This window comes from Streptomyces sp. NPDC046261 (genome assembly GCF_040646235.1).
GTDB lineage: Bacteria > Actinomycetota > Actinomycetes > Streptomycetales > Streptomycetaceae > Streptomyces.
Map to the genome: position 1 here is coordinate 274,978 of NZ_JBEYZU010000006.1, position 25,996 is coordinate 300,973.

Sequence of the window (25,996 nt, forward strand, 5' to 3'; positions counted from 1 at the left end):
CCCACAGGGTCGTTCCCTACGATGGCGCGGTGACCAGTGACACCGCGACGCACGCCCAGCAGGGCCCGACGGCAGACGAGCAGCCGCCTCCGTGGCAGCGCAGACTCCGCCGTTTCGGCTATGCGGGCCCCAGCCACGGGAAGGCGCTGTCCGATGTGCGGGAGCGGCTCGTACCGCCGTTTCCCGAGCCCGGGACGCGGCTGTGGGCGGCGGCGGGGGCCGGTCCGAGAGCGGCGACGCTGCTGGCGCGGTCGACGGGGTGGCTCGGGCCGCTGCTCGTCGCGCTCTTCGCCGGGGGCATCCGGTTCTGGAACCTGGGCAGCCCCAAGGCGGTCATATTCGACGAGACGTACTACGCCAAGGACGCCTGGGCGCTGTGGAAGTACGGCTACGAGGTCGAGTGGCCCAAGGAGGCCAACGATCAGATCATCGCCGGGAACACCGCCGTCGGTGACGCCGCCTCGTACGTCGTGCACCCGCCCGTCGGCAAGTGGGTCATCGGCATCGGCGAGTGGCTGTACGGGCTGAACCCTTTCGGCTGGCGCTTCATGGTGGCCGTGCTCGGCACCCTGTCCGTGCTGATGCTGTGCCGCATCGGGCGGCGGCTGCTGCGGTCGACGTTCCTGGGGTGCCTGGCGGGGGCGCTGCTGGCCGTGGACGGTCTGCACTACGTCATGAGCCGGACGTCGCTGCTCGACTCGGTGCTGATGTTCTTCGTCCTGGCCGCCTTCGGGTGCGTGCTGGTCGACCGGGACAAGGCCCGGGCCCGCCTGGCGGCGGCGCTGCCGGAGGGTGAGGACGGGGTGGCGCTGCCGGACGCCGTGGTCGGCGACCGGACCCGGCTGGGGTGGCGGCCCTGGCGGATCGCCGCCGGGGTCTTCCTCGGGCTGGCCTTCGCCACGAAGTGGAACGGCGCCGTGTATCTGGCGGCGTTCGGGCTGCTGGTGGTGTTGTGGGACGTCGGCGCCCGGCGGCTGGCCGGGGCCCGGCACCCGTGGCGTTCGGCGCTGCGGCGCGACGTGCCGTGGGCGTTCGTCTCGACCGTGCCCGTGGCCGTGGGCGTGTACCTCGCCTCCTGGACCGGCTGGTTCGTCAACAGCGGAACCTACAGCCGCACGGAGGGCTGGCGGCACAGCGGCTTCTACCGGCACTGGGCCGAGACCGAGGGCGGGCACAGCCCGGACGGGTTCCTCGCCGGGGTGCTCAATCCGCTGCGCAGCCTGTGGCATTACGAGCAGCAGGTGTGGCAGTTCAACACCACGCTCTCCTCGCCCCACACCTACCAGTCCAACCCGTGGAGCTGGCTGGTCCAGTCCCGCCCGGTCTCCTACTTCTACGAGTCCCCGAAGGCGGGCCAGCAAGGCTGCCCGATGGACGCGGCCGACAAGTGCGCGCGCGAGGTCCTCGCCCTGGGCACACCGCTGCTGTGGTGGACGGCGTGCTTCGCGCTGCTGTACCTGCTCTACCGGTGGGCGCTGCGGCGCGACTGGCGTGCGGGGGCCGTGCTGTGCGCGGTCGCGGCCGGCTATCTGCCGTGGTTCATGTGGCAGGAGCGGACGATTTTCGTCTTCTACGCGGTCGTCTTCGTGCCGTTCCTGTGCCTGGCCGTGGCCATGCTGATCGGGGCGATCCTCGGCCGGCCGGAGTCCTCGGAGCGGCGCAGGGTCGTGGGGGCGGTGGGCGCGGGCACGCTGGTCCTCTTCATCGTCTGGAACTTCATCTACTTCTTCCCGATCTACACGGGCCAGGCGATTCCCATGGACGCGTGGCGGAACCGGATGTGGTTCGACACCTGGATCTGATGTGACGTCAGGCCGGGGGCGGGCGGCGAGGCCGGAATCGCTCCATGTGTCACCTCCCTCCCGTAGAGTGCCACCGAGGTTTTAATCAGGTGATTAAAACCAGGAGGGGGCAAGACATGCGCACTGGTGTGAAGATCGCCGCAGGCGTCGTGGGCGCCGCGGTAGTGGGGGCGGCGGGGCTGGGGGCCTACAACCTGGTCGACGCCGTCGCGGACGGCGGCTCGGGCGCGAGAACCAAGGCGGCACCCGTGCCGACGGGGCCGCCGTCGGCGAGCGAGACGGAGAGGACCGCGCGCGACTTCCTCGCCGCGTGGGCGGCGGGCGAGACGCGCAAGGCCGCGGACCTCACCGACAACGCGGAGGCCGCCACCACCGCGCTGACCGGCTACCGCGAGGCGGCGCACGTGGAGAAGGTGGCGTTCAAGCAGGGCGCGGCCACGGGCGCGAAGGTGCCGTTCTCCGTCACCGCCGAGGTCGTCCACGGCAAGCAGCGCTCGACGTGGACGTACGACTCCTCGCTGGCCGTCGTCCGGGGCCAAACCAGCGGCCGTCCGCTGGTGGACTGGCAGCCCACGGTCGTCCACCCCGAGCTCACCGAGGGCCGGTCGCTGCGGACCGGCACCACACAGGCGGCGCAGATCACCGCCGTCGACCGCGACGGCACCGAGCTGAAGGTCTCGGACTTCCCCTCGCTGGCGTCCGTCCTGCCCGAACTGCGCAAGCGGTTCGGGGAGAAGGCGGGCGGCGAGCCGGGCGTGGAGGTCCGGGTGGAAGGCGGCCCCGCGGGCAGCGGTGACGGTCAGGCCAAGACCCTGCACGTGCTCTCCCCGGGCAAGCCCGGCAGGCTCCGCACCACGCTCAGTGCCGCCGCGCAGCGCGCCGCCGAGGCCGCGGTGGCCAAGCACGACGACGCCTCGGTGGTGGCCGTGAAGCCGAGCACCGGCGAGATCCTGGCCATCGCCAACGCCAAGAAGACCGAGTTCAACCCGGCGCTCTCCGGCCAGACCGCCCCCGGCTCCACGATGAAGGTCGTCACCTCCGCCCTGCTGCTGGAGAAGGGCAAGGCGTCACCGGGCAAGCCGCTGCCCTGCCCGAAGAACGCCACGTACGGCATGACCTTCCACAACGTGGAGGAGAGCGAGAACCCGGGCGCCACCTTCGCCCAGGACTTCGCCGCCTCCTGCAACACCGCCTTCGTCCAGCTCGCCGGGCAGATCCCCGACGACGCCCTCGCCACCGAGGCGCGTGACGTCTTCGGCCTCGGCCTGGAGTGGAAGGCCGGCGTCCCCACCTTCGACGGCAGGGTGCCCACCGACAGCGGCGCCGGCAAGGCCGCGGCGATGATCGGTCAGGGCCGCGTGCAGATGAGCCCCCTGAACATGGCCTCGGTCGCCGCGACCGTCCGCAGCGGCTCGTTCCACCAGCCCTACCTCGTCGACCCCGCCCTGGACGGCCGCGAACTGGCCAAGGCCCCCCGCGCCCTGTCCCCGGCGGCCGCCCGCGACCTGCGCTCGATGATGCGGCTCACCGCGCTCTCCGGTACGGGCGCCGGCGCGATGGCCGGGCTCGGCGGCGACGTCGGCGCGAAGACCGGGTCGGCGGAGGTCGACGGCCAGAGCCGGCCCAACGGCTGGTTCACCGGCTACCGCGGCGACGTGGCGGCCGCCGCGGTCGTCCCGCGGGGCGGCCACGGCGGCGACTCCGCCGGCCCCATCGTCGCGGCGGTCCTGCGCGCGGGGTGAACGGCACCCCGGCCGCCGCCCGCCTCCGCCACGGGAGACCCCGCGAAGGGTCTCCCGGCGCAGGGCCGCGGTCGTCAGCCGGCCGAGACCGACGTGCTCGTGGAGCAGCCCGGGTCGGTGCTGCCGGAGGGACAGTTGCTGCCCGCGGTATCGGAGGTGACCTTGTTGCTGAGCTGCTTGTTGCCGGTGGCGGGGTGGCTGACCTTCACCGAGTACGTGAGCGTGGCCTTGGCCCCCGGCGCCAGGTCGCCCGTCCAGGTCAGGTCGGGCGAGCTGAACGCGGTGGTGCCGGCGTCGGCGGCGGCGTCGTGGTTGTAGGTGGCGTCGTCCAGGACTCCCGAGAGGTTGTCGGTGATCTTCGCTCCGGCGATCGGGTTCGAGCCGCTGTTGGTCACCGTCACCTTGTAGTGCACGGTGTCCCCCGGGTGCGCGGAGGAGCGGTCGGCGGTCTTGGCGATCTGCAGCGTGGCGGGCGTCGGGGTGTCGCCGGCCGCGACGGCCGTGCCCCCGGTCGCGACCGCGCAGAGGCCCAGTGCGGAGAACAGGATCCTGGTCAGGTGATGGCGCATGGCAGTGGTCCTTTCTGTGATCAACTGCCTTCTCGGCCACATGCCTTGCACCGTTTGGCGCACTCCAATGCGCAAACCACCTGATGGGGTGAGGTGAGGTACGGGAGATGCGGGTGATGGACACAACATCGCGTGGTCCATGCAACTACCGCTAGCGTCAGCCGTTGTGAAGACACCCGTACACATATGGCGTCACGCATGACACCCACCGTCGCCGCCGCCGTCCTCATCGCCGCCGTCACGCACGCCAGTTGGAACGCGATAGCGCACGGCATCAAGGACCAGCTCCTCGCCTTCACGCTGGTGGGCGGCGGGGGCGCGGTCTGCGGGGCGGCGCTGCTGCCGTTCGTCGCGGCGCCCGCCGCCGGGGCGTGGCCGTACCTCGTCTTCTCGGCCGTGCTGCACGTCGTCTACCAGGCGCTGCTCATGCGCTCGTTCAGCCTCGGCGACTTCGGGCAGATGTACCCGATCGCGCGCGGCACGGCCCCGCTGGCGGTGACCGCCCTGGCGGCGGTCTTCGCGGGCGAGTTCGCCGGTGGCTGGCAGCTCGCGGGCGTCGCGGTGGCCTCGGCGGGGCTCGTGGGCCTGGCGGTGTGGGGCATCCGGGGCTCGGGGGCCCGGCCGCAGTGGGCGGCGATCGGGGCGGCCGTCGCGACGGGGCTGGCCATCGCCGCGTACACGGTCGTCGACGGCCTGGGCGTACGGGCCTCCGGCTCGCCGCTGGGCTACATCGGCTGGCTGATGATCCTGGAGGGCGTGGTGATCCCCGCCTGGGCCCTGACCGCCCGGCGCGGCCGCTTCCTGGCGGAGATCCGCCCCTTCGCCGCACGGGGGCTGCTCGGCGGACTGCTGTCCGTCTTCGCCTACGGGCTGGTGCTGTGGGCCCAGACGAAGGCGGCGCTCGCCCCGATCGCGGCGCTGCGCGAGTCCTCCATCCTCGTGGGCGCGGCCATCGGCGCGCTCTTCATGAAGGAGCGCTTCGGCACCCCCCGGATCGTGGCGGCCGCGCTGATGGTCGCCGGCATCGGGCTGATGCTGCACTCCGGCTGAGCAGGGGCGAACGGGCGGCTCCCGGACCCCTGACGCGCCCCCGACCGGGTGAGGTGCGGACACCCCGCCGGTGCGGTCGGGTATTCCTGGCACGTCGTCACGTCATGCAGCCCGACAAAGGGATACCGACCCCCATGCGCATCCGCACCCGCGTCCGGAAGGCGACCGCCGTCGCCGTCACCGCGCTCGGCGCCGTGGCCCTGACCGCCGCCGCCCCCGCCCCCGCGCCCGTCGCCGGGGCCACCGCCGCGCCCCCGCCGCCGCCCCGCAACATCCTGGCCATCGACCCCGTCGCCCACATCGCCCCCGACGGCACGATCACCATGACCGGCAGCTACCGCTGCACCCTCCTGCCCGGCGACCCCACGGGCACCGTGCTCGTCGCCACCAACCTCATGCAGGGCGGCCGGGTCACCGGCATCGGCGGCAGCGCGGCCGTCTGCGACGGCAACCCGCACCGGTGGCGGAACTCGGCCCGCCCGTACCGCGCGGAGTACCGCCCCGGTCCGGCACGGGCCGACGGCACGCTGATGCAGTTCAGGAAGAACAAGAACGGGATCCTGCTGCCCCGCTTCCTCGCCGTCGCCAAGAAGCGGGACATCACCCTCGCCACCCGGCCGTAGCCGCCCCGCCCCGGCGGCCCTGCGAGGATGGAGGCGTGACTGGAACGCTCGTACTCGCAGGAACCCCCATCGGCGACGTGGCCGACGCGCCCCCGCGGCTGGCCGCCGAGCTCGGTGCCGCCGAGGTGATCGCCGCCGAGGACACCCGGCGGCTGCGCCGCCTGACCCAGGCGCTGGGGGTGCACACCACCGGCCGGGTCGTCTCGTACTTCGAGGGCAACGAGTCGGCCCGCACGCCCGAGCTGGTCGAGGCCCTGCGGGGCGGGGCGCGGGTGCTGCTGGTCACGGACGCCGGCATGCCGTCGGTGTCCGACCCCGGGTACCGGCTGGTCGCGGCGGCCGTCGAGCACGGCATCAAGGTGACGGCCGTGCCGGGGCCCTCGGCGGTGCTGACGGCGCTGGCGGTGTCCGGGCTGCCGGTCGACCGGTTCTGCTTCGAGGGCTTCCTGCCGCGCAAGGCGGGGGAGCGGCTCGGCAGGCTGCGGGAGGTGGCCGGCGAGCGGCGCACCCTCGTCTACTTCGAGGCCCCGCACCGGCTGGACGACACCCTCGCCGCGATGGCCGAGGCGTTCGGCGCCGACCGCCGGGCCGCGGTGTGCCGGGAGCTGACCAAGACGTACGAGGAGGTCAGGCGCGGCCCCCTCAAGGAGCTGGCCGAGTGGGCCGCCGAGGGCGTGCGCGGCGAGATCACGATCGTCGTGGAGGGCGCCGCCGAGCGCGGGCCGCAGGAGCTGGACCCCGCCGAGCTGGTCCGCCGGGTGCGGGTCCGGGAGGAGGCCGGCGAGCGCCGCAAGGAGGCGATCGCGGCCGTGGCGGCGGAGGCGGGCCTGCCCAAGCGCGAGGTGTTCGATGCGGTCGTAGCGGCAAAAAATGCCACACAGCCGGACCGATCGTAAAGTAAAGGGCTAACCTGAAAAGCAAAGCTTGGGCATGGCAGCCGGTGCTTTAGGGCATGACGTCGCCAAGTTTGTCCCAATTCGCGGGTCAGGCTGCTGCGCCATCGCCGGGAAGGGCGTTCCCTGGATGTGGGACGTCCGGTCCCGGAGAGACTTGTCCAGCGGACAAGAGGGAGCTGCCATGAGCGAGATCGCAGGGGCTTCGAGCGGTGCCCAGCCCGCGACACGAACGCACACCATCACCCGGACGAGTGCATCGGCGTTCGAGTCGGCCCATGAGTCCTACTCCTTCGCATGCATGCGATGCGGGCACGGCTGGGAACAGTCGTACGAAATACGGCACTACACCGACGCCGAAGGCCGGCCCTTCGTCACCTACTACGCGGACGGCCGGCGCGTACCGTCCCCCCTGGCCCGTCCGACCTGCGTGAACTGCGGCGAGCACGTGGTACGGATCATGCGCTCCGGGCAGGTGTCCGAAATCGCCGATGCCCTCCACCTGTCCGGGCGCACCGCCGTCCCGGCCACCCTGCAGGCGGCCGCCGGACCGCTGAACTTCGGCGGCTCCCACGAGCCGCGCGGAGCCAGGGCCCACGAGGAACGGCACGAGGCGGGCGGCGAGCGGAGCGAGACGAAGCCCCGAGAGCACCACTGGCACCTGTCGGACCTGCTCAGGGCCTTCCACCGCAAGTAAACCCACGGGCGGGCCCGGCGTGCGCGAAACCTACAATCGCGTGCATGGCAGCACAGGCGATGGCATCGAACAGCGGCCCGGCTGACGGCGGGCGGAAGAAGAACGACGACAGGGACGTCCCCCCGCCGCTCCCGGCGCCGCTGAACGTGCCCGTCGCCGACTCCCACACCCACCTCGACATGCAGGCGGGCACCGTCGAGGACGCCCTGGCCAAGGCCGCGTCCGTCGGGGTGACCACGGTCATCCAGGTGGGCTGCGACCTGGCCGGATCCCGCTGGGCGGCCGAGACGGCCGCCGCGCACGACGCCGTCTGGGCCACCGTTGCCCTGCACCCGAATGAGGCACCCCGCATCGTGCACGGGGTGGAAGGCTCTTCCGGGGGGCAGGCCCCCCAGGCCCCCGGTCAGCAGGCTTCGCCGCTGACCACACCCCAGCGGTCGAGCCGCCTCGATCCTCGTCCGGCCGGAGGCCAGGCGGCCCTCGACGCGGCCCTGGACGAGATCGATCACCTGGCGGGCCTGCCGCAGGTACGGGGCGTCGGCGAGACCGGCCTCGACTACTTCCGCACCGGCCCCGAGGGCATGGCCGCCCAGGAACTGTCCTTCCGCCGCCACATCGACATCGCCAAGCGCCACGGCAAGGCCCTGGTCATCCACGACCGCGACGCCCACGACGACGTCCTGCGCGTCCTGGAGGAGGAGGGCGCCCCCGAGAGGGTGGTCTTCCACTGCTACTCCGGCGACGCCGCGATGGCCAAGGTCTGCGCCGCCGCCGGCTACTACATGTCCTTCGCCGGGAACATCACCTTCAAGAACGCCCAGCCGCTGCGCGACGCCCTCGCCGTCGCCCCCCTGGACCTGATCCTCGTCGAGACCGACGCACCCTTCCTGACCCCGATGCCGTATCGCGGACGGCCCAACGCGCCCTACCTCATTCCGGTCACCTTGCGGGCGATGGCCGAAATGAAGGAGATCGACGAGGACGCCCTGGCCACGGCAGTCGCCGCGAATACCGCACGCGCCTTCGGGTACTGACCCCCGAAATCGCGACACCCTGTGACCATACGACTTTGGTCGGTGATGGTGGCTCCGCTACAGTCCCGGGCCTAGCCGGACCCCGGGAGTGTCGTGAGTCATGCACAGGGCAGCCCCCACGCTGCACCCCGCGCCGCGACGGAGACGCCGCCGCCGTACGACCCGTACGCGCGGCCCGATCCGTACGGCTCCGAGCCGTACGGACTGTACGAGCCGTACGAGACCCCCGCCGCGCCGTACGAGGCGTACGAGCCCTACGAGGCGTACGACGCGTACGAGCCCTTCGGGCAGCCCCAGCTGCCCCGTCAGGCCGTCGCCCCCGTGGTCCTGGACGACACCGCCCCGCCCTACGACGAGCCCGGCACGGGCGCCGACGACGCACCCGGCACCGGCGGCCGGGCCGCCGCGCGCCGGGCCGCCGCCGGGGAGCGCCGCAAGCGCACCGGAACCCGCGAGCGGACCGAGCCGCTGCGCCGGCTGCTCCCGCAGGCCCTCGTCGTCGCCTTCCTCGCCGGCGGCACCTCCGCCTTCATCGCCAGCGACAAATCCGTCCAGCTCAGCGTCGACGGCAAGGCCCGCACCCTGCACACCTTCGCCGACGACGTCGAGGAACTACTGGCCGACGAGGGCATGGCGGTCGGCGAGCACGACATCATCGCCCCCGGCCCCCACCACGACCTGGCCACCGGCGACCGCGTCATCATCCGCTACGGCCGCCCCGTCGCCCTCACCCTCGACGGCGAGCGCCGCCAGGTGTGGACCACCGCCCGCACCGTCGACGGCGCCCTGCGCCAGCTCGGCGTGCGCGCCGAGGGCGCCTACCTCTCCGCCTCCCGCTCCGCCCGCATCGGACGCCAGGGCCTGGACCTCGACGTCCGCACCGAGCGCAGCGTCACCTTCATGGCCGACGGGCGCGAGCGCACCATCCGCACCAACGCCGCCACCATCCGCGAGGCCATCGAACAGGCCGGCATCACCCTGCGCGGCCAGGACACCACCTCCGTCGACCCCGACAGCTTCCCGCGCGAAGGCCAGACGATCTCCGTCATGCGCATCACCGGCAGCCGCGAGGTCCGCGAGGAGCCCATCGGCTTCACCTCCGAGCGCCGCGAGGACCCCACGCTCCACAAGGGCACCGAGGTCGTCGTCCAGCGCGGCGAGAAGGGCGTCGAGCGCGTCACCTACGAGCTGCGCACCGTCAACGGAGTCCAGCAGAAGCCCAAGCGGATCTCCTCGGAGACCGTCAGAGAGCCCCGCACCCAGATCGTGAAGGTCGGCACCAAGGCCCGCCCCACCTCCGTCCAGGGCGCGGACGGCCTGAACTGGGCCGGACTCGCCCGCTGCGAGGCCGGCGGGCGGCCCCACGCCGTCGACCCCTCCGGCACCTACGGCGGGCTGTACCAGTTCGACGTCCGCACCTGGCACTCCCTCGGCGGCAGCGGCCGGCCCCAGGACGCGTCCGCCGAGGAACAGACCTTCCGGGCCAAGAAGCTGTACATCAGCCGGGGGGCGAGTCCGTGGCCCGTGTGCGGCCGTAAACTTCACGGGTGAGCTCCAGCCCCAGCACAGACGATTCCGGCGCCCTGCTCGGCCCGGCCGACATCCGCGAACTGGCCGCCGCCCTCGGGGTCCGCCCCACCAAGCAGCGCGGCCAGAACTTCGTGATCGACGCCAACACGGTCCGGCGCATCGTACGGACCGCCGAGGTGCGGCCCGACGACGTGGTCGTCGAGGTCGGGCCGGGGCTCGGGTCGCTGACCCTCGCCCTGCTGGAGGCCGCCGACCGGGTCACGGCCGTCGAGATCGACGACGTGCTCGCCGCCGCCCTCCCCGCCACCATCGCCGCGCGCATGCCCGCCCGCGCCGACCGCTTCGCGCTCGTCCACAGCGACGCCATGCGCGTCACCGAGCTGCCCGGCCCGCCGCCCACCGCGCTGGTGGCCAACCTGCCCTACAACGTCGCCGTGCCGGTGCTGCTGCACATGCTCGAGCAGTTCCCCACCATCGAGCGCACCCTGGTGATGGTCCAGTCCGAGGTCGCCGACCGGCTCGCCGCCCGGCCCGGCAACAAGGTCTACGGCGTGCCCTCCGTCAAGGCCAACTGGTACGCCGAGGTCAAGCGGGCCGGCGCCATCGGCCGCAACGTCTTCTGGCCCGCCCCCAACGTCGACTCCGGCCTGGTCTCGCTCGTCCGCCGCGACAAGCCGCTGGAGACCACGGCCTCGCGCGAAGAGGTCTTCGCCGTCGTGGACGCCGCCTTCGCCCAGCGCCGCAAGACCCTGCGGGCCGCCCTGGCCGGCTGGGCCGGCTCCGCCGCGGCCGCCGAGGCCGCGCTCGTCGCCGCCGGCGTCTCCCCGCAGGCCCGGGGCGAGGCCCTGACCGTGCACGAGTTCATCGCCATCGCCGAGCAGAAGGGCGCCGCGCAGTGACCGCCGCCGTGACGGTACGCGTCCCCGCCAAGGTCAACGTCCAGCTCGCCGTCGGCCCGCCGCGCCCCGACGGCTTCCACGACCTGGCCAACGTCTTCCTGGCGGTCTCCCTCTACGACGAGGTCACCGTCACCCCGGCCGACGAACTGCGCGTCACCTGCTCCGGCCCGGACGCCGCCCAGGTCCCCCTGGACCGCACCAACCTCGCCGCCCGCGCCGCCCTCGCCCTCGCGGCCCGGCACGGCCGCGAGGCGAACGTCCACATCCACATCGCCAAGGACATCCCGGTCGCCGGCGGCATGGCCGGCGGCAGCGCCGACGGCGCCGGCGCGCTCCTGGCCTGCGACACCCTGTGGGGCACCGGCGCCTCCCGCGAGGAACTCCTGGAGATCTGCGCCGACCTGGGCAGCGACGTCCCCTTCAGCCTCGTCGGCGGTGCCGCGCTCGGGCGCGGCCGGGGCGAGCTGCTGACCCCGCTCGAGACCGGCGGCACCTTCCACTGGGTCTTCGCCGTCGCGGACGGCGGCCTGTCCACGCCGGCGGTGTACGCGGAGTGCGACCGCCTGCGGGCGGACACCACGGTCCCCGCCCCCGAGCCGTCGGCACCCCTGCTGGCCGCCCTGCGCACGGGCGACGCCGAGGCCCTGGCCGCCGCGATGACCAACGACCTGCAGGCCGCCGCCGTCTCCCTGCGGCCCTCGCTGACCGCGACGCTGACGGCCGGGACGGAGGCCGGCGCCCTGGCGGCGATGGTCTCCGGCTCGGGGCCGACGACGGCGTTCCTGGTGGCCGACGCCTCCGGCGCGCAGAAGGTCGCGGATGCCCTGCGCGACTCCGGCACGTGCCGCACGGTCCGGGTGACGTCGGGCCCGGCGCCGGGCGCGACCGTACTGCCCGCCGGCTGACGACGCGAGGACGTGGAGCGGCGCAGGCGCCCCGGGGGGTACCTGCGCCGCACTCCTTCGTCACCTCGCGTTCCGCCACAGGGTCAGATGCGGACCGTATAGCCGTAGCCCACACCCGCGGCGATGCGGCCCCAGCTGATCCAGCCGCCGCGGCCGTCGCCGCCGTTGTTGATCCACGCCTGGACGGCGCCGCTGTCCTCGACGACGGTGTAGTCGGCCTTGCCGTCGCCGTTGATGTCGGCGAAGCGCACCTTGTCGGCGGTCACGCCCACGCCGGACGCCATCTGGCCGTACTCGACCCAGCCGCCGCGGTTGTCGCCGCCGTTGTTGATCCAGGCGCGCAGCCCGCCCTTGTCGTCGACGGCGATGTAGTCGGCCTTGCGGTCGCCGTTGATGTCGGCGAGACGGATCTTGTCGGAGGTGGCGCCGACACCCGCCGCGATCGTGCCGTACTCGGTCCAGCCGCCGCGGTTGTCGCCGCCGTTGTTGATCCAGGCGCGCATTCCGCCCTTGGCGTCCATGGCGATGTAGTCGGCCTTGCGGTCACCGTTGATGTCGGCGAAGCGGACCTTGTCGGCGGTCACGCCCACGCCGGACGCGATCGTGCCGTACTCGGTCCAGCCGCCGCGGTTGTCGCCGCCATTGTTGATCCAGGCGCGCAGCCCGCCCTTGTCGTCGACGGCGATGTAGTCGGCCTTGCCGTCGCCATTGATGTCGGCGAAGCGGACCTTGTCGCCGGTGACGCCCACGCCCGCGGCGACGCGGCCCCAGCTGACCCAGCCGCCGCGGCCGTCGCCGCCGTTGTTGATCCAGACGTCGACGGCGCTGTTGTCGTCGACGACGACGTAGTCGGCCTTGCCGTCGCCGTTGAAGTCCACGCGGTAGTCGCCCAGCGGCGTCGGGCGGCGGCTCTCGACGGTCTTGCGGGCCCAGTCGGCCAGGTCGTCGGCACGGGTGTCGACGGCGCCAGTGCGGGTCTCGTTCGCGGGGATGCCCAGGCAGCCGCCGCGCCACGACCGGCTGTTGACGCCCACGAGCTCGATGCGGCCACCGGCCTCGCGGACCGCCGGACCGCCGCTGTCGCCCTGGCAGACGGCCGCGCCGGCCGACTTGCCGGCGAGGGTGACGGAGGTGGCGTTCACGGCGCCCACGGTGAAGGTCGCGGTGTGCAGGGCGTTGGGGACCCACTCGTCCTTGGTCCGCCCGTAGCCGGTCTTGCGCAGCTCCTCACCCGGAACCGGGGCGGTGGTGGCCAGGGTGACGGGGGTGACGCCGGTGACCGGGCGGGCCAGCTTGGCCATCACCAGGTCGCGGTCCTCGCGCGGCACGAGCTCGACGACGTCCACGACGCCGCCGGTCTCCTTCGACAGGTCCGTGCGGCCGACGGTGGCCGTCGTGCGGACCTTGGGCGCACCGGGGGCGACCTTCGCGTCCGGGGTGGCGGCGTCGGCGAAGCAGCTGCCGGCGGTGATCAGCCACTGCCGCTCGACCAGGGCGGCCGAGCAACTGCGCTTGCCGCCGATGTCCAGCTTCGCGGTGAACGCGTAGGGCTCCTTGGCCGTCTCTCCCACGATCGCGTGCGCGGGGGCGGCGGTCAGCAGGCCCGCCGTGGCCGCGCTCGCGAGGAGCCCTGTCACCCACGCGGCGCGCGGACGTCCAGCAGTCATGTGCTTTTTCTTTCTGGCTCGGAAATTCACTGCACGGTCGGAACCCCGGGAGAGGGCACGCAAAAATGGCGCCCATCAGGGGCGCGAGATCGACGTCCGGGTTCAGCGAGAACGTATCACCTGGTCTGCCCGTGCACACCGGGAGCGGGTGACGGAATGCGGAATGCGGAATTCCGTGTTCCGTAAAGCGAGTTGATCAAAGTTTGTGACAATGGGCTCCTCTGTGGCGAGAAAAGTCGCAGAGGAGGAATGGGCGCCGGAAAGGCGACCCCGAGACAGAGCCACGGACATGATTCGCGCAACTTCTTCCCGCCGCGTCATCGCGGCCCGGCTGGCCGTGCCCTTTGTGGCGGCCGCCCTGCTGGCCGGCCCGGTGGCTGCCGGCGCCACCGCCGTCGCCGCCCCGGCCGTACCCGCCGCAGGCGCCTCCCCCGCCGATCCGCAGAACTGGACGGTGCCGCGGCTGGCCGTGATGCCGCTGGGCGACTCCATCACCCGTGGCGCCGGCAGCTCCACCGGACACGGCTACCGCGCCGACCTCCGGAACCGGCTCGTCCCGCACACCGGAAACCTGCAATTCGTGGGTTCCGTACGGACCGGGGACGCCGACCACGAAGGGCATTCCGGCTGGCAGATCGGCGACCTGTCGGAAAACGTCGAACGGTGGCTCGCCGCCGCCGGGCCCAACGTGGTGCTCCTGAATATCGGCACCAACGACATGGACCGGAACACCGACGTCGACGCCGCCCCCGCCCGGCTCGGCGCACTGATCGACCGGATCACCACCGCGGCCCCGCACATGACCGTCCTCGTTTCCTCCTTGGTGCCCTCGCTGGACGCCCAAGGACAGAAAAGAGTCGAGAAGTTCAACGCGGCCGTACCCCACCTCGTCGAGGAACGACGGAAGAAGGGCCTGAACATCGGCTTCGTGGACATGGGGGCCGTCACCACCCGCGACCTCACCGACCGGCTCCACCCCAACGACGCCGGCTTCACCAAAATGGCCGACGCCTTCTACGCGGGCCTTTCCCGCGCCGCCGCCGACGGCTGGATCCACGAGCGCGTCGACGTCAAGCCCGCCCCCGCACACCCCCTCCCGGCCGGCGACCACCGGGTCGACATCAACGGCGACGGCCGGGCCGACTACCTGGTGGTCGGGCGCAACGGTGCGGTCCAGGCATGGGTGAACAAGGGAGGCGACGAGCGCGGCGGCTGGAGCGAGTACGGACAGATCGCCGCCGGCGTCGGCGTCCCCGGCGACAGAGTGCGCTTCGCCGACGTCGACGGCGACGGCCGGGCCGACTACCTCGCCCTCGACGACAACGGCGGCGTCCGTGCCTGGATCAACGAGGGCGGTGACGGCCGCGGCGGCTGGAAGAGCTGGGGCCGCGTCGCCGGGGGCGTGGGCGCCCCCCTCTCCCAGGTGCGCTTCGCCGACGTCAATGGCGACCGCCGGGCCGATTACGTCACCGTCGACGACAACGGCGCCGTCCGCGCCTGGATCAACAACGGTGGCGACGAGCGCGGCGGCTGGGCCGACTGGGGCCGCGTCGCCGGGGGCGTGGGCGCCGCCGGCAGCAAGGTCCGCTTCGCCGACATCAACGGCGACGGCAAGGCCGACTACCTCGCCCTCGACGACAACGGCGCCGTCCAGGCGTGGATCAACAACGGCGGTGACGGCCGCGGCGGCTGGAAGAGCTGGGGCCGCGTCGCCGGGGGCGTGGGTGCCCCCGCCTCGCAGGTGCGCTTCGCCGACGTCGACGGCGACGGCCGGGCCGATTACGTCACCGTCGACGACAACGGCGCCGTCCGTGCCTGGATCAACCGCGGTGGCGACGGGCGCGGCGGCTGGGCCGACCACGGCCGTATCGCCACCGGTACCGGCAGCGGCGCCGACGTCCGCATCTGAATCCGGCCGCCGCCGTCCCCGGGCCGCCGCCCCGGCGCCGGCCCGGGCCTGGGTCCGGGAACCGCCCCGGTCAGGGGCTCCGGCCGGGCGTGGGATCCTGGAGGGAGTCCCATAGAGCAAGGAGCGGCATGGCAGCCAACCTGGTCAATCTGGAAGCCGTCGAGAAGGTGTACGGCACGCGTGCGCTGCTCGACGGCGTCTCCCTCGGCGTGAACGAGGGTGACCGGATCGGCGTGGTCGGCCGCAACGGTGACGGCAAGACCACCCTCATCCGCATCCTCGCCAAGCTGGAGGACGCCGACAAGGGCCGCGTCACCCACGCCGGCCACCTGCGGCTCGGCGTCCTCACCCAGCACGACTCCCTCGACCCGGCCGCCACCGTGCGGCACGAGGTCATCGGGGACATGGCCGACCACGAGTGGGCGGGCAACGCCAAGATCCGCGACGTGCTCACCGGTCTCTTCGGCGGGCTCGACCTGCCGGCGTTCCCGCAGGGCCTGGACACCGTCATCGGGCCGCTCTCCGGTGGCGAGCGCCGCCGCATCGCGCTGGCCAAGCTGCTGATCGCCGACCAGGACATGATCGTCCTGGACGAGCCCACCAACCACCTCGACGTCGAGGGCATCTCCTGGCTGGCCCGGCACCTGCAGGCCCGCCGCTCGGCGCTGGTCTGCGTCACCCACGACCGGTGGTTCCTCGACCAGGTCTGCACCCGCATGTGGGACGTGCAGCGCGGCACCGTCCACGAGTACGAGGGCGGCTACAGCGACTACGTCTTCGCGCGGGCCGAGCGGGAGCGGATCGCCGCGACCGAGGAGGCCAAGCGCCAGAACCTGATGCGCAAGGAGCTCGCCTGGCTGCGCCGCGGCGCCCCGGCCCGTACCAGCAAGCCGCGCTACCGCATCGAGGCCGCCAACGAGCTGATCGCGGACGTGCCGCCGCCGCGCGACAGCGCCGAGCTGATGAAGTTCGCCAGCTCGCGCCTGGGCCGGACCGTCTTCGACCTGGAGAACGTCACCGTCCAGGCCGGCCCGAAGTCGCTGATCGAGCACCTGACCTGGCAGCTGGGCCCCGGCGACCGGATCGGCCTCGTCGGCGTCAACGGCGCCGGCAAGACCTCGCTGCTGCGCACGCTCGCCGAGGCGGCCCGCACCGACGGCGAGAAGCAGCCCGCCGCCGGCAAGGTCGTCGTCGGCAAGACCGTCAAGCTGGCCTACCTCTCGCAGGAGGTCGCCGAACTCGACCCCGCCAAGCGGGTCCTGGAGGCCGTGCAGCAGGTGCGCGACCGCGTCGACCTCGGCAAGGGCCGGGAGATGACGGCGGGCCAGCTGTGCGAGAAGTTCGGCTTCACCAAGGAGAAGCAGTGGACGCCCGTCGGCGACCTCTCCGGCGGTGAGCGGCGCCGGCTGCAGATCCTGCGGCTGCTGATGGACGAGCCCAACGTCCTCTTCCTGGACGAGCCGACGAACGACCTCGACATCGAGACGCTCACGCAGCTGGAGGACCTCCTCGACGGCTGGCCCGGCTCGATGATCGTCATCAGCCACGACCGGTACTTCGTCGAGCGCACCACGGACCGCGTCTTCGCGCTGCTGGGCGACCGGGCGCTGCGGATGCTGCCGCGCGGCCTGGACGAGTACCTGGAGCGCAGGCAGCGCGTCATCGACGCCGCCGTGCCCCCCGCCCCCGTCGTGGACGCGTCGGCCGCGAAGAAGCCCGCCGCCGACGCGCGTGCGGCCAAGAAGGAGCTGCAGAAGATCGAGCGCCGCCTCGACCGCATCAGCGAGCAGGAGGCCAAGCTCCACGCCCGGATCGCCGAGCAGGCGACCGACTTCGAGGCGGTCGCCAAGCTGGACGCCGAGCTGCGCGAACTGGCCGGCGAGCGCGAGGAGCTCGAGATGCGCTGGCTGGAACTGGCCGAGGACGCATGAGGGCGGGGCGGTGCGCCGCCCTGTTCAACTGACGGACCGTAAGGCGCAATAAGGCGCAACAGTCTCGTCACGGGCCGGTCTCAGGTGGTGGATACGTCTGAGATCGGCCCCTGGGCTGTCGGCGCCGGGTGGTACAAAGAACACCCGCTCGCCTGCCGCACACTGGCCGGATTCCTGCGGATTCAAGCCCTGGACCCGCGCGTAAAGAGGAAAGCTGATGTCACAGCCGCCCCAGCCACCCCAGCCACCGCAGGGCCCCCCGGCCCAGCCGGGCGGAGGCTTCGGCGCGCCACAGGACCCCTCCGGCCCGGTGCCCCCCGGCTTCGGCGCCCCGCCGCCCGCACAGCCCCCCGCCGCGCCCCCGGCCGGGCCCGCGTACGGCTACCCGCAGGCTCCGCCCCCGCCGCCGGGCCAGCCCGCGGCCGGTGCCGCGTACGGCTACCCCCAGGCCCCGCCGCCCCCGCCGGGCGCACCCCAGGGCCCGCCGCCGGCCGGCTACGGCTACCCGGCCCAGCCGGGCCCCGGCACCCCGGACATGGCCACGCAGGCCTTCGGCGCGGTCCAGCCGCCCCAGCCGCAGCAGTACGGCATGTACCCGCCCCCCGCGCCGTTCCCCGGCGCCCCGGGCGGTGCCGGCGGCGACGGCAAGGCCAAGCAGCGGATGGCCATCATCATCAGCGCCGTCGTGGCGCTGGTCCTGGTCGTCGGCGGCGGCGTCTGGTTCGCCACCCAGGGCGACGGCAAGGACGACGAGGCCAAGGGCACGACCGGCGGCCAGGACGCCGGCAAGCAGGGCGGCGCCGACGGCGGCGCCAAGGCGCCCGCGACCGTCGACGGCAAGCTGCTGTTCAGCGTCGACCAGCCCACGGTCGACGACCTGGTCGGCGTCAAGGGCCACTGGGTCACCGACCAGGTCTACGCCAAGGTCGACGTCTACAAGCTCGTCGGCTACGGCCTCTCCGGCGGCCAGAAGTGGGAGATCCCGCTCGACGGCGAGGTCTGCTGGGCCTCCCGCCAGGCCACGGCCGACGGCAAGACCGCCGTGGTCGTCAAGGACGGCAAGCCCAGCTCCGAGAAGAAGTACGGCGGCCCCTGCTCCCAGGTCGTGGCCATCGACCTGAACAAGGGCGAGAAGCTCTGGCAGAAGACCGCCAAGGCGGGCGACCAGGACATCCGCTTCGACGAGGTCACCGTCGGCGGCGGCACCGTCGCCGCGGGCGGCACCAGCGGCGGCGCCGCCTGGGCGCTGGCCGACGGCAAGGAGCTGTGGAAGCCCAAGCCCGGCGAGGACTGCCGCGACGACGGCTACGGCGGCGGCGGCAAGCTCGTCGCGGTGCGCCGCTGCGGCGACTACTCCCGCCCCCAGATGCAGGTGCAGACGCTCAACCCGGAGTCGGGCGCGGTCAAGTCGGTCTACAAGGTCCCCGCCGGACTGCAGTACGTCCACATCGCCTCCACCGACCCGCTCGTCATCGCGGTCGACGCGGGCGGCTCCACCGGCAGCTCCGCCTCCGACTTCCTCGTGATCGACGACAGCGCCAAGGAAGGCAAGCTGCGCTCCAAGATCTCCACGGAGAACGGCAAGTTCACGCCGAGGTGTCCCTCCACGGACGTCGAGGGCTGCCTGAAACTGGCCATCACCAAGGACACGCTCTACCTGCCCTCCGAGGAGCACGCGAGCGGCAACACCCAGCAGGTCGGCCGCGTCAACGAGATCGTCGGCTTCGACCTGGCCACCGGCCAGTCCAAGGGCAAGGCCGAGGGCACCCCGGGCTCCACGCTGATCCCGCTGGGCGCCGACAAGGACGGCTACCCCATCGGCTACCAGGAACCCACCTACAAGGCGGGCGGCAAGGTGGTCCGGATCGATCCCAAGTCGTTCAAGACCGATGTGCTGCTGAAGAATCCGGCCGCCACGGCCGACAGCGAGCGCAGGCTCACGCCCGGCTCCCACTACGGCCTGTGGTCGCAGGGCCGGCTGTACCTGGGCAGCAGCTACGCCAACAAGGCCAGGTCGGTGAGCTTCGGCAAGGAGTATCTGGCGATGATCTTCGGCGGCAGCTGATAATGATCGTTTGACGAGCGCTCCAGCCCGTATCCCTGTCCGTCGCGCGTACATGCCTGAACGATCCGTTTCAGTCTCGAAGTACACGTGATTGGCAGGGATTTCGGCATTCCGGGGGACTTCTCACCGGTAAGGGGCGCGGAACGTCGAACAAGCGTGTAGCTTCCGGGGCAAGAGGGTGCCGGGGAGACCTGCGCGGGCGGCAGAGGGCGGCAGCGGGCGACAGGGGGGTTAGCGCATGGGCGTGCGGCTCATGGTGGTCGACGACCATCGGCTGCTGGCCGAGGCCCTCGCCTCGGCACTGAAGTTGCGCGGCCATCGCGTGCTGGCCGCGGCCGCGCCCAGCGCCGGGGCGGCGGAGCTGGTGATCAGCAGGGCCCCCGAGGTGTGCCTGCTGGGCACCGCGACCCCGGCCGAGCCGGGGGCCTTCGACCCGGTCGTACGGATCAAACGGGACCGCCCGCAGGTCGCGGTCGTGGTGCTCGGCCCGGTGCCCAGCCCGCTCGGCATCGCGGCCGCCTTCGCCGCCGGCGCCTCCGGCTACGTACGCCACAACGAACGCATCGAGGGCGTCGAGCGCGCCATGATGAAGGCCCGGGCGGGCGAGGCCGCGGTGGACCCGCAGCTGCTGCAGGGCGCCTTCGCCGAGCTGCTCAACCCCGCCGCCCAGCCGGACGACGAGGGGGCCCGGCTGCTGCAGCTGCTGACCCCGCGCGAGGTCGAGGTCCTGGTCCGGGTCGCCGAGGGCGAGGACACCCGCCTGATCGCGGCCGGCATGGGGATAGCGCCCAGCACGGCCCGTACGCACGTCCAGCGCGTCCTGATGAAGCTCGGCGTGGGCTCCCGCCTGGAGGCGGCCGCCCTCGCCGCGCGCACGGGCCTGCTCGACCGCGCCACGGGCGGCGCCACCGTTCCGCCCCAGGCCGCCGGCCCCTCCCGGGGCCCGGGCCCGGCGGGGCCGCCGGGTACGGCCGGCGGGCCGAGGCCGCCCACCGGCTGACGGGCGCGCCACCCTTCACGCACTGTTGACCCCATTGTGGGGTCATGGTTCCTTGTGTTCGGTTGTGTGCGGGGGTGTGTGAGGAGGGCGGCGTGAAGAAGACGGCGACTCGGCTCGCGGACGGCCGCGAGCTGTTCTACTACGACTCGCGGGACGACGCCGTACGTGACGACGTCGACCAGCGCCCCCTCGAACGGCCCACGACCACCGGCGAGATCCGCCACGACCGGCTGCTCGGCGACAGCGTCGCCATCGCCTCCCACCGCCAGTCGCGCACCTACCACCCGCCGCCCGGCCAGTGCCCGCTGTGCCCCTCCCGCGACGGCCGGCACACCGAGATCCCCGCCGCCGCCTACGAGGTCGTCGTCTTCGAGAATCGTTTCCCCTCGCTGACCGGCGACCACGGCCGCTGCGAGGTCGTCTGCTTCACCGACGACCACGACGCCTCCTTCGCCGCCCTCGACCCCGACCGGGCCGCCCTCGTCCTCGCCGCCTGGACCGACCGGACCGCCGAACTGGCCGCCCTGCCCGGCGTCGAGCAGGTGTTCTGCTTCGAGAACCGCGGCCGGGAGATCGGCGTCACCCTCGGCCACCCCCACGGACAGATCTACGCCTATCCCTTCGTCACCCCGCGCACCACCCGCATGCTCGCCTCGGCCGCCGCCCACCGCCAACGCGGCGCCACGCGCAACCTCTTCGACGACGTCGTCGCCGACGAGCGTGCCGACGGCCGGCGCATCGTCCTGGAGAGCGAGCACTGGACCGCCTTCGTGCCCTACGCCGCGCACTGGCCCTACGAGGCCCACCTCTACCCCCGACGCAGGGTGCCCGACCTGCTCGCCCTCGACGACGCCGCCCGCGCGGACTTCCCCCGGCTCTATCTGGAACTCCTCCGGCGCTTCGACCGCGTCTTCGGCGCGGCCGAGGGACCCACCCCGTACATCTCCGCCTGGCACCAGGCGCCCTTCCGCCACCCCCACAGGAGTGAATTCGCCCTCCACCTCGAGCTTTTCACCATTCGCCGCACCGCCGGAAAGCTGAAGTTCCTCGCCGGTTCGGAATCCGGCATGAACGTGTTCATCAACGACGTGCCGCCCGAGGACGCGGCGAAGCGACTGCGAGAGGTAGCGAGCGAATGAGCAGCACCATCAAGAAGTGCCTGGTCACCGGCGGCGCCGGCTACATCGGCAGCGTGGTCGCCGCGCACCTGCTGGCCGCCGGGCACACGGTGGACGTGCTCGACGACCTCTCCAGCGGGCACCGCGACGCCGTCCCCGACGGCGCCCGCTTCATCGAGGGCCGGGTCCAGGACGCGGCCCGCTGGCTGACGCCCTCCCACGACGCCGTCCTGCACTTCGCCGCCTTCTCCCAGGTCGGGCAGTCCGTCGCCCAGCCCGAGTCCTACTGGCGCAACAACGTCGGCGGCACCCTCGAACTGCTCGCCGCCATGCGCGCGACGGGCGTGCGCACGCTCGTCTTCTCCTCCACCGCCGCCACCTACGGCGAGCCCGCCACCGTCCCCGTCACCGAGGACGCCCCCACCGCCCCCACCAACCCCTACGGCGCCACCAAGCTCGCCGCCGACCACATGATCAGCGGCGAGTGCGCGGCCCACGGCCTGGCCGCCGTCTCCCTGCGCTACTTCAACGTCGCCGGAGCACACGGCCACTACGGCGAGCGCCACACCCCCGAATCGCACCTCATCCCCCTCGTCCTCCAGGTCGCGCTGGGCGAGCGCGAAGCCGTCCTCGTACACGGCGAGGACTACGCCACCCCCGACGGCACCTGCGTACGCGACTACATCCACGTCGCCGACCTCGCCGAGGCCCACCTGCTCGCCCTCGGCGCCGCGCGCCCCGGCGAGCACCTGATCTGCAACCTCGGCAACGGCAACGGCTTCTCCGTCCGCGAGGTCGTCGAGACCGCCCGCAAGGTCACCGGCCACGCCATCCCCGAGCGGAGCGCCGCCCGCCGCCCCGGGGACCCGGCCGTGCTCGTCGCCTCCGCCGAGCGGGCCGGGCGCCTGCTCGGCTGGCGGCCCGCCCGGCCCGACCTGGCCGCGATCATCGAGGACGCCTGGACGTTCGCACGCCAGCGCGCCAGGGCGCGGGGATGAGCGCTCAACGAGCCGCCCGGGCCTTCCACGCCGTCCACGGCGCCCCCTGCGCTGGGGTCTGGGCCGCTCCCGGCCGCGTCAACCTCATCGGCGAGTACACCGACGTCAACGACGGTTTCGTCATGCCGTTCGCGCTGCCCCACCTGACCTGGGTGGCCGCCCGCGCCCGCACCGACGGGCGGCTGCGCCTGCACTCGGCCGCCGCGGGCCCGGCCGCCGAGCTCGACGTCGGGCACCTCGCGCCCGGCACCGTGCCGGGCTGGGCCGCCTACCCCGCCGGTGTCGCCTGGGCCCTGCGCGCGGCCGGGCACGGCATCACCGGCGCCGACCTGCACGTCGAGAGCGAGGTGCCGGCCGGGGCGGGCCTGTCGTCGTCCGCCGCGCTGGAGGTCGCCACCGCCCTCGCCCTGGACGGGCTGTTCGGACTCGGCCTCGCCCGGCCCGAGCTGGCCCGGCTGGCCCAGCGGGCCGAGAACGCCTTCGTGGGCGTCCCCTGCGGGGCCATGGACCAGATCGCCTCGGCGTGCTGCACCGACGGCCATGTGCTGCGCCTGGACGCCCGCGACCTGTCCCGGCGGCAGATCCCCTTCGACCCGCAGGCGCACGGCCTGACCCTGCTGGTGGTCGACACCCGGGTCGCGCACGAGGTGGGCGACGGCGGATACGCGCGGCGGCGCGCGGGCTGCGAGGCGGCCGCCCGCGCGCTGGGCGTGCGCGCCCTGCGGGATGTGCCGTACGTGCAACTGTCCGCCGCGTTGGAGGAATTGGCCGGAATCGGCGGTGCGGGGGACCTGCCGGCGCTGGTGCGGCACGTCGTGACGGAGAACCACCGCGTCGAGGAGGTGACGGCCTGCCTGGAGGCCGGCGACGTCCGGGCCGCCGGGCCGCTGCTGAGCGCCGGGCACGCCTCGCTGCGCGACGACTTCGCCGTCTCCTGCCCCGAACTGGACCTGGCGGTCACGGCGGCGCTCGGCGCGGGCGCGCTCGGGGCCCGCATGACGGGGGCGGGGTTCGGGGGCTCGGCGGTGGTGCTGGCCGAGCGGACGGGGCCGGCGGGGGCGGCGGCGGTCGCGGAGGCGGTCACCAGGGCGTTCGCCGGGGCCGGGCACCGTGGGCCACGGGTCTTCGCGGCGGCACCGGGGGCGGGCGCGCGGCGGGTGGCCTAGCCCTGTGGCGGAAACGGCCGGTGTTCGGTCACGGCGGGGACCACATCGCGTCGTTCCGAGTCGTTCACCGTCCCAATACTGAACATAAAGCTCACGATAAACACCCGGGTCAAGCAGTTTTGCCAATCGGCTTCCGTTGTCGGACCCCGCCCGTACGCTGATGCACAGTGCCGGTGGGGGCCGGCGCTGATCAGGGGGCGAGACAGGCAGGTACGACGCCCGGGGTGGGGTAGTTGTCAGGGCACGGCGGCGGCCGTGCGCGTGTGGCGGCCCCGGGTCCGGGCGCCGTACCCGCACTGCCCTTGCCTACCGGGATATGGGGGTGGTTGTGGCACGTATTCGGGTATTGGTGGTCGACGACCACCGCATCTTCGCCGAGTCGCTCGCCGCCGCCCTCGCGGCCGAGCAGGACGTGGACGTCTCGGCGGCCGGCAGCGGGCCGGCGGCGCTGCGCGCACTGGAGCGCGCGGCGGGTGAGGGGCGGCGGTTCGACGTCCTGCTGATCGACGCCGACCTCGGCACGGTCGGCTCGGACGTCGCGCACGTGCCGGGCCAGCTCCGGGGCCAGGACGGCGGTCAGGCCCAGGGCGAGGGCACGGTCGACGGGATCTCGCTGGTGGCGAGGGTGCGCTCGGGTCATCCGGGGGTGCGGACGGTGGTGCTGGCCGAGCGCGACGACCCGCGCCGGGCCGCGGCCGCGCTGCAGGCGGGCGCGGGCGGCTGGGTCGCCAAGGACTGCTCCCTCTCGCGCCTGCTGTCGGTCATACGCGGTGTGCTGCGGGACGAGACGCACCTGCCGCCCGCCCTGCTGACGGGCGTGCTGCGGGAGCTGACGGCCGCGCGCAAGCACCGCACGGAGAGCGAGCGGCTGGTGGAGTCGCTCACCCCGCGCGAGCGCGAGGTGCTGCGCTGCATGGTGGCCGGGCTCGGCCGCAAGGCCGTCGCCGAGCGTCTCTTCCTCTCCCCGCACACGGTCCGCACCCATATGCAGAACGTCCTGGGCAAGCTGGGTGTGCACTCCACGCTGGCCGCCGTCGCGCTGGCCCGGCGGGCCGGGGTCGGCCCGGTGGACCTAGCCGGGGACGTTGTCGAACGGGGCGGTCAACTGGCGTAGCAGGGCGGCCAGTTCGCCGCGCTGGGCGGAGGACAGCTCGGCGAGGATGGCGCGCTCCTGCGCCAGCAGCCCGGCGAGTGCCTGGTCGGCGCGGTCCTGCCCCTCGGCGGTGAGCCGGACGAGCACGCCGCGCCGGTCGGTCGGGTCGGGCTCGCGCTCGACCAGGCCCTTCTTGGCGAGCCGGTCGATGCGGTTGGTCATGGTGCCCGAGGTGACCAGGGTCTGGGTCAGCAGCTGCCCCGGCGAGAGCTGGTAGGGCGCTCCGGCGCGGCGCAGGGCGGTCAGGACGTCGAATTCCCAGGGCTCGAGCTCGTGCTCGGCGAACGCGAGCCGCCGGGCGCGGTCGAGGTGCCGGGCCAGCCTGCTGACCCGACTGAGCACCTCGAGCGGCTCCACGTCGAGGTCCGGGCGCTCCCGGCGCCATGCTGCGACCAGCCGATCGACCTCGTCCTCCATGACGATCAGTGTAGATGGTGTGTCGACATGAAGTCTCTTGATGTCAAGACAAGACCGGATCGCTCATTCGGGTGAGCGGACGGCATCTCAGCTCTTGCGGTGGCCCACCAGGCGCGGCTTGGGCTCCAGACCGTCCAGGCCGTGCCAGGCCAGGTTCACCAGGTGCGCCGCCACCTCGGCCTTCCTCGGCTTGCGGACATCCAGCCACCACTGCCCCGTCAGCGCCACCATGCCCACCAGCGCCTGCGCGTACAGCGGGGCCAGCTTCGGATCGAAGCCACGGGCCTTGAACTCCAGGCCCAGGATGTCCTCCACCTGTGTGGCGATATCGCTGATCAGCGACGCGAAGGTGCCCGTCGACTGCGCCACCGGGGAATCACGGACCAGGATGCGGAAACCGTCCGTGGACTTCTCGATGTAGTCCAGCAGGGCGAACGCCGCCTGCTCCAGCAGCTCCCTCGGGTGCCCCGCCGTCAGGGCACCCGTCACCATGTCCAGCAACTGCCGCATCTCGCGGTCCACGACCACCGCGTACAGCCCCTCCTTGCCGCCGAAGTGCTCGTAGACCACCGGCTTGGACACCCCGGCCTTCGCCGCGATCTCCTCCACCGACGTGCCCTCGAACCCGCGCTCGGCGAAGAGCGTGCGACCGATGTCCAGCAGCTGCTCACGGCGCTCGGCGCCGGTCATCCGCACCCGGCGGGGCCGCGCGCGCCTGCCCCCCGACGTAGGGGGCAGGTCCTTGTCACCGGTGGTATTGCTATCGATCGCCACGCTGTCAATCATGCCTCCCCCGGCCACCGCCGGGGTCACCCCCGGGCGGAACCG

22 protein-coding genes are annotated in these 25,996 nt (G+C 73.0%); 18 read left to right on the forward strand and 4 right to left on the reverse strand.

Annotated features, from left to right (window positions below; all coding sequences use genetic code 11):
* Positions 1-29 precede the first annotated feature (29 nt).
* Positions 30-1,802: a phospholipid carrier-dependent glycosyltransferase gene (locus ABZ956_RS14560; protein ID WP_361892127.1), complete on the forward strand. Its 1,773-nt coding sequence runs from the start codon at positions 30-32 to the stop codon at positions 1,800-1,802.
* A 116-nt stretch (positions 1,803-1,918) separates the two neighbouring features.
* Complete coding sequence (locus ABZ956_RS14565) at positions 1,919-3,544, forward strand: penicillin-binding transpeptidase domain-containing protein (RefSeq protein ID WP_361892129.1); 1,626 nt, start codon at positions 1,919-1,921, stop codon at positions 3,542-3,544.
* Positions 3,545-3,618: 74 nt separating this feature from the next.
* On the opposite strand, the gene ABZ956_RS14570 is transcribed toward ABZ956_RS14565, so the two are convergent.
* Positions 3,619-4,113, reverse strand: a complete 495-nt coding sequence (locus ABZ956_RS14570; RefSeq protein ID WP_361892132.1) for a hypothetical protein — start codon at positions 4,111-4,113, stop codon at positions 3,619-3,621.
* Between the two features lie 198 nt (positions 4,114-4,311).
* Here ABZ956_RS14570 and ABZ956_RS14575 point away from each other — a divergent pair, with 198 nt between their 5' ends.
* The 8 genes from ABZ956_RS14575 (at position 4,312) to ABZ956_RS14610 (ending at position 11,744) form a co-directional block, all read left to right on the forward strand.
* A complete protein-coding gene (locus tag ABZ956_RS14575; protein WP_361892134.1) occupies positions 4,312-5,163 on the forward strand; it encodes a DMT family transporter in 852 nt (283 codons plus the stop codon).
* 134 nt (positions 5,164-5,297) lie between these two features.
* Positions 5,298-5,786, forward strand: coding sequence for a DUF6299 family protein (locus ABZ956_RS14580; RefSeq protein WP_361892136.1), 489 nt, complete (start codon positions 5,298-5,300; stop codon positions 5,784-5,786).
* A 35-nt stretch (positions 5,787-5,821) separates the two neighbouring features.
* Entirely contained in the window at positions 5,822-6,682 is an 861-nt protein-coding gene (gene rsmI / locus ABZ956_RS14585) for a 16S rRNA (cytidine(1402)-2'-O)-methyltransferase (RefSeq protein ID WP_361892139.1), read from the forward strand.
* A 181-nt stretch (positions 6,683-6,863) separates the two neighbouring features.
* A complete protein-coding gene (locus ABZ956_RS14590) occupies positions 6,864-7,376 on the forward strand; it encodes a hypothetical protein (protein ID WP_361892142.1) in 513 nt (170 codons plus the stop codon).
* Between the two features lie 59 nt (positions 7,377-7,435).
* Positions 7,436-8,410, forward strand: a complete 975-nt coding sequence (locus tag ABZ956_RS14595; RefSeq protein WP_361892471.1) for a TatD family hydrolase — start codon at positions 7,436-7,438, stop codon at positions 8,408-8,410.
* Between the two features lie 93 nt (positions 8,411-8,503).
* Complete coding sequence (locus tag ABZ956_RS14600; protein WP_361892144.1) at positions 8,504-9,961, forward strand: ubiquitin-like domain-containing protein; 1,458 nt, start codon at positions 8,504-8,506, stop codon at positions 9,959-9,961.
* Complete coding sequence (gene rsmA, locus ABZ956_RS14605) at positions 9,958-10,839, forward strand: 16S rRNA (adenine(1518)-N(6)/adenine(1519)-N(6))-dimethyltransferase RsmA (RefSeq protein ID WP_361892147.1); 882 nt, start codon at positions 9,958-9,960, stop codon at positions 10,837-10,839. Before ABZ956_RS14600 ends, rsmA begins: the two co-directional genes overlap by 4 nt.
* Positions 10,836-11,744, forward strand: a complete 909-nt coding sequence (locus ABZ956_RS14610; RefSeq protein WP_361892150.1) for a 4-(cytidine 5'-diphospho)-2-C-methyl-D-erythritol kinase — start codon at positions 10,836-10,838, stop codon at positions 11,742-11,744. The genes rsmA and ABZ956_RS14610 overlap by 4 nt, the downstream gene beginning before the upstream one ends.
* A gap of 83 nt (positions 11,745-11,827) precedes the next feature.
* Here the strand turns inward: ABZ956_RS14610 and ABZ956_RS14615 are convergent, their stop codons facing one another.
* On the reverse strand, positions 11,828-13,411 hold the full coding sequence (locus tag ABZ956_RS14615; protein ID WP_361892152.1) for an FG-GAP-like repeat-containing protein: 1,584 nt from the start codon (positions 13,409-13,411) through the stop codon (positions 11,828-11,830).
* Between the two features lie 289 nt (positions 13,412-13,700).
* On the opposite strand from ABZ956_RS14615, the gene ABZ956_RS14620 reads away from it, so the two are divergent.
* From ABZ956_RS14620 to ABZ956_RS14655, 8 genes are all read left to right on the forward strand, one after another.
* Complete coding sequence (locus ABZ956_RS14620; protein ID WP_361892155.1) at positions 13,701-15,320, forward strand: FG-GAP-like repeat-containing protein; 1,620 nt, start codon at positions 13,701-13,703, stop codon at positions 15,318-15,320.
* Between the two features lie 128 nt (positions 15,321-15,448).
* Complete coding sequence (locus tag ABZ956_RS14625) at positions 15,449-17,251, forward strand: ABC-F family ATP-binding cassette domain-containing protein (protein WP_361892158.1); 1,803 nt, start codon at positions 15,449-15,451, stop codon at positions 17,249-17,251.
* 217 nt (positions 17,252-17,468) lie between these two features.
* Positions 17,469-19,316, forward strand: coding sequence for a PQQ-binding-like beta-propeller repeat protein (locus ABZ956_RS14630; protein ID WP_361892161.1), 1,848 nt, complete (start codon positions 17,469-17,471; stop codon positions 19,314-19,316).
* A gap of 238 nt (positions 19,317-19,554) precedes the next feature.
* Positions 19,555-20,316, forward strand: a complete 762-nt coding sequence (locus ABZ956_RS14635) for a LuxR C-terminal-related transcriptional regulator (protein WP_361892164.1) — start codon at positions 19,555-19,557, stop codon at positions 20,314-20,316.
* 92 nt (positions 20,317-20,408) lie between these two features.
* Positions 20,409-21,455, forward strand: a complete 1,047-nt coding sequence (galT, locus tag ABZ956_RS14640; RefSeq protein ID WP_361892167.1) for a galactose-1-phosphate uridylyltransferase — start codon at positions 20,409-20,411, stop codon at positions 21,453-21,455.
* Positions 21,452-22,432 carry a UDP-glucose 4-epimerase GalE gene (galE, locus tag ABZ956_RS14645; protein WP_361892170.1) on the forward strand — a complete coding sequence of 327 codons (981 nt, stop codon included), beginning with the start codon at positions 21,452-21,454 and terminating at the stop codon, positions 22,430-22,432. Before galT ends, galE begins: the two co-directional genes overlap by 4 nt.
* Positions 22,429-23,598, forward strand: coding sequence for a galactokinase (gene galK / locus ABZ956_RS14650; RefSeq protein WP_361892173.1), 1,170 nt, complete (start codon positions 22,429-22,431; stop codon positions 23,596-23,598). Before galE ends, galK begins: the two co-directional genes overlap by 4 nt.
* A gap of 328 nt (positions 23,599-23,926) precedes the next feature.
* Positions 23,927-24,712: a response regulator transcription factor gene (locus tag ABZ956_RS14655; protein WP_361892176.1), complete on the forward strand. Its 786-nt coding sequence runs from the start codon at positions 23,927-23,929 to the stop codon at positions 24,710-24,712.
* Here ABZ956_RS14655 and ABZ956_RS14660 read toward each other — a convergent pair.
* On the reverse strand, positions 24,671-25,168 hold the full coding sequence (locus ABZ956_RS14660) for a MarR family transcriptional regulator (protein WP_361892178.1): 498 nt from the start codon (positions 25,166-25,168) through the stop codon (positions 24,671-24,673). The genes ABZ956_RS14655 and ABZ956_RS14660 overlap by 42 nt on opposite strands.
* A gap of 87 nt (positions 25,169-25,255) precedes the next feature.
* A complete protein-coding gene (locus ABZ956_RS14665; RefSeq protein ID WP_361892181.1) occupies positions 25,256-25,954 on the reverse strand; it encodes a TetR/AcrR family transcriptional regulator in 699 nt (232 codons plus the stop codon).
* Between the last annotated feature and the right edge of the window lie 42 nt (positions 25,955-25,996).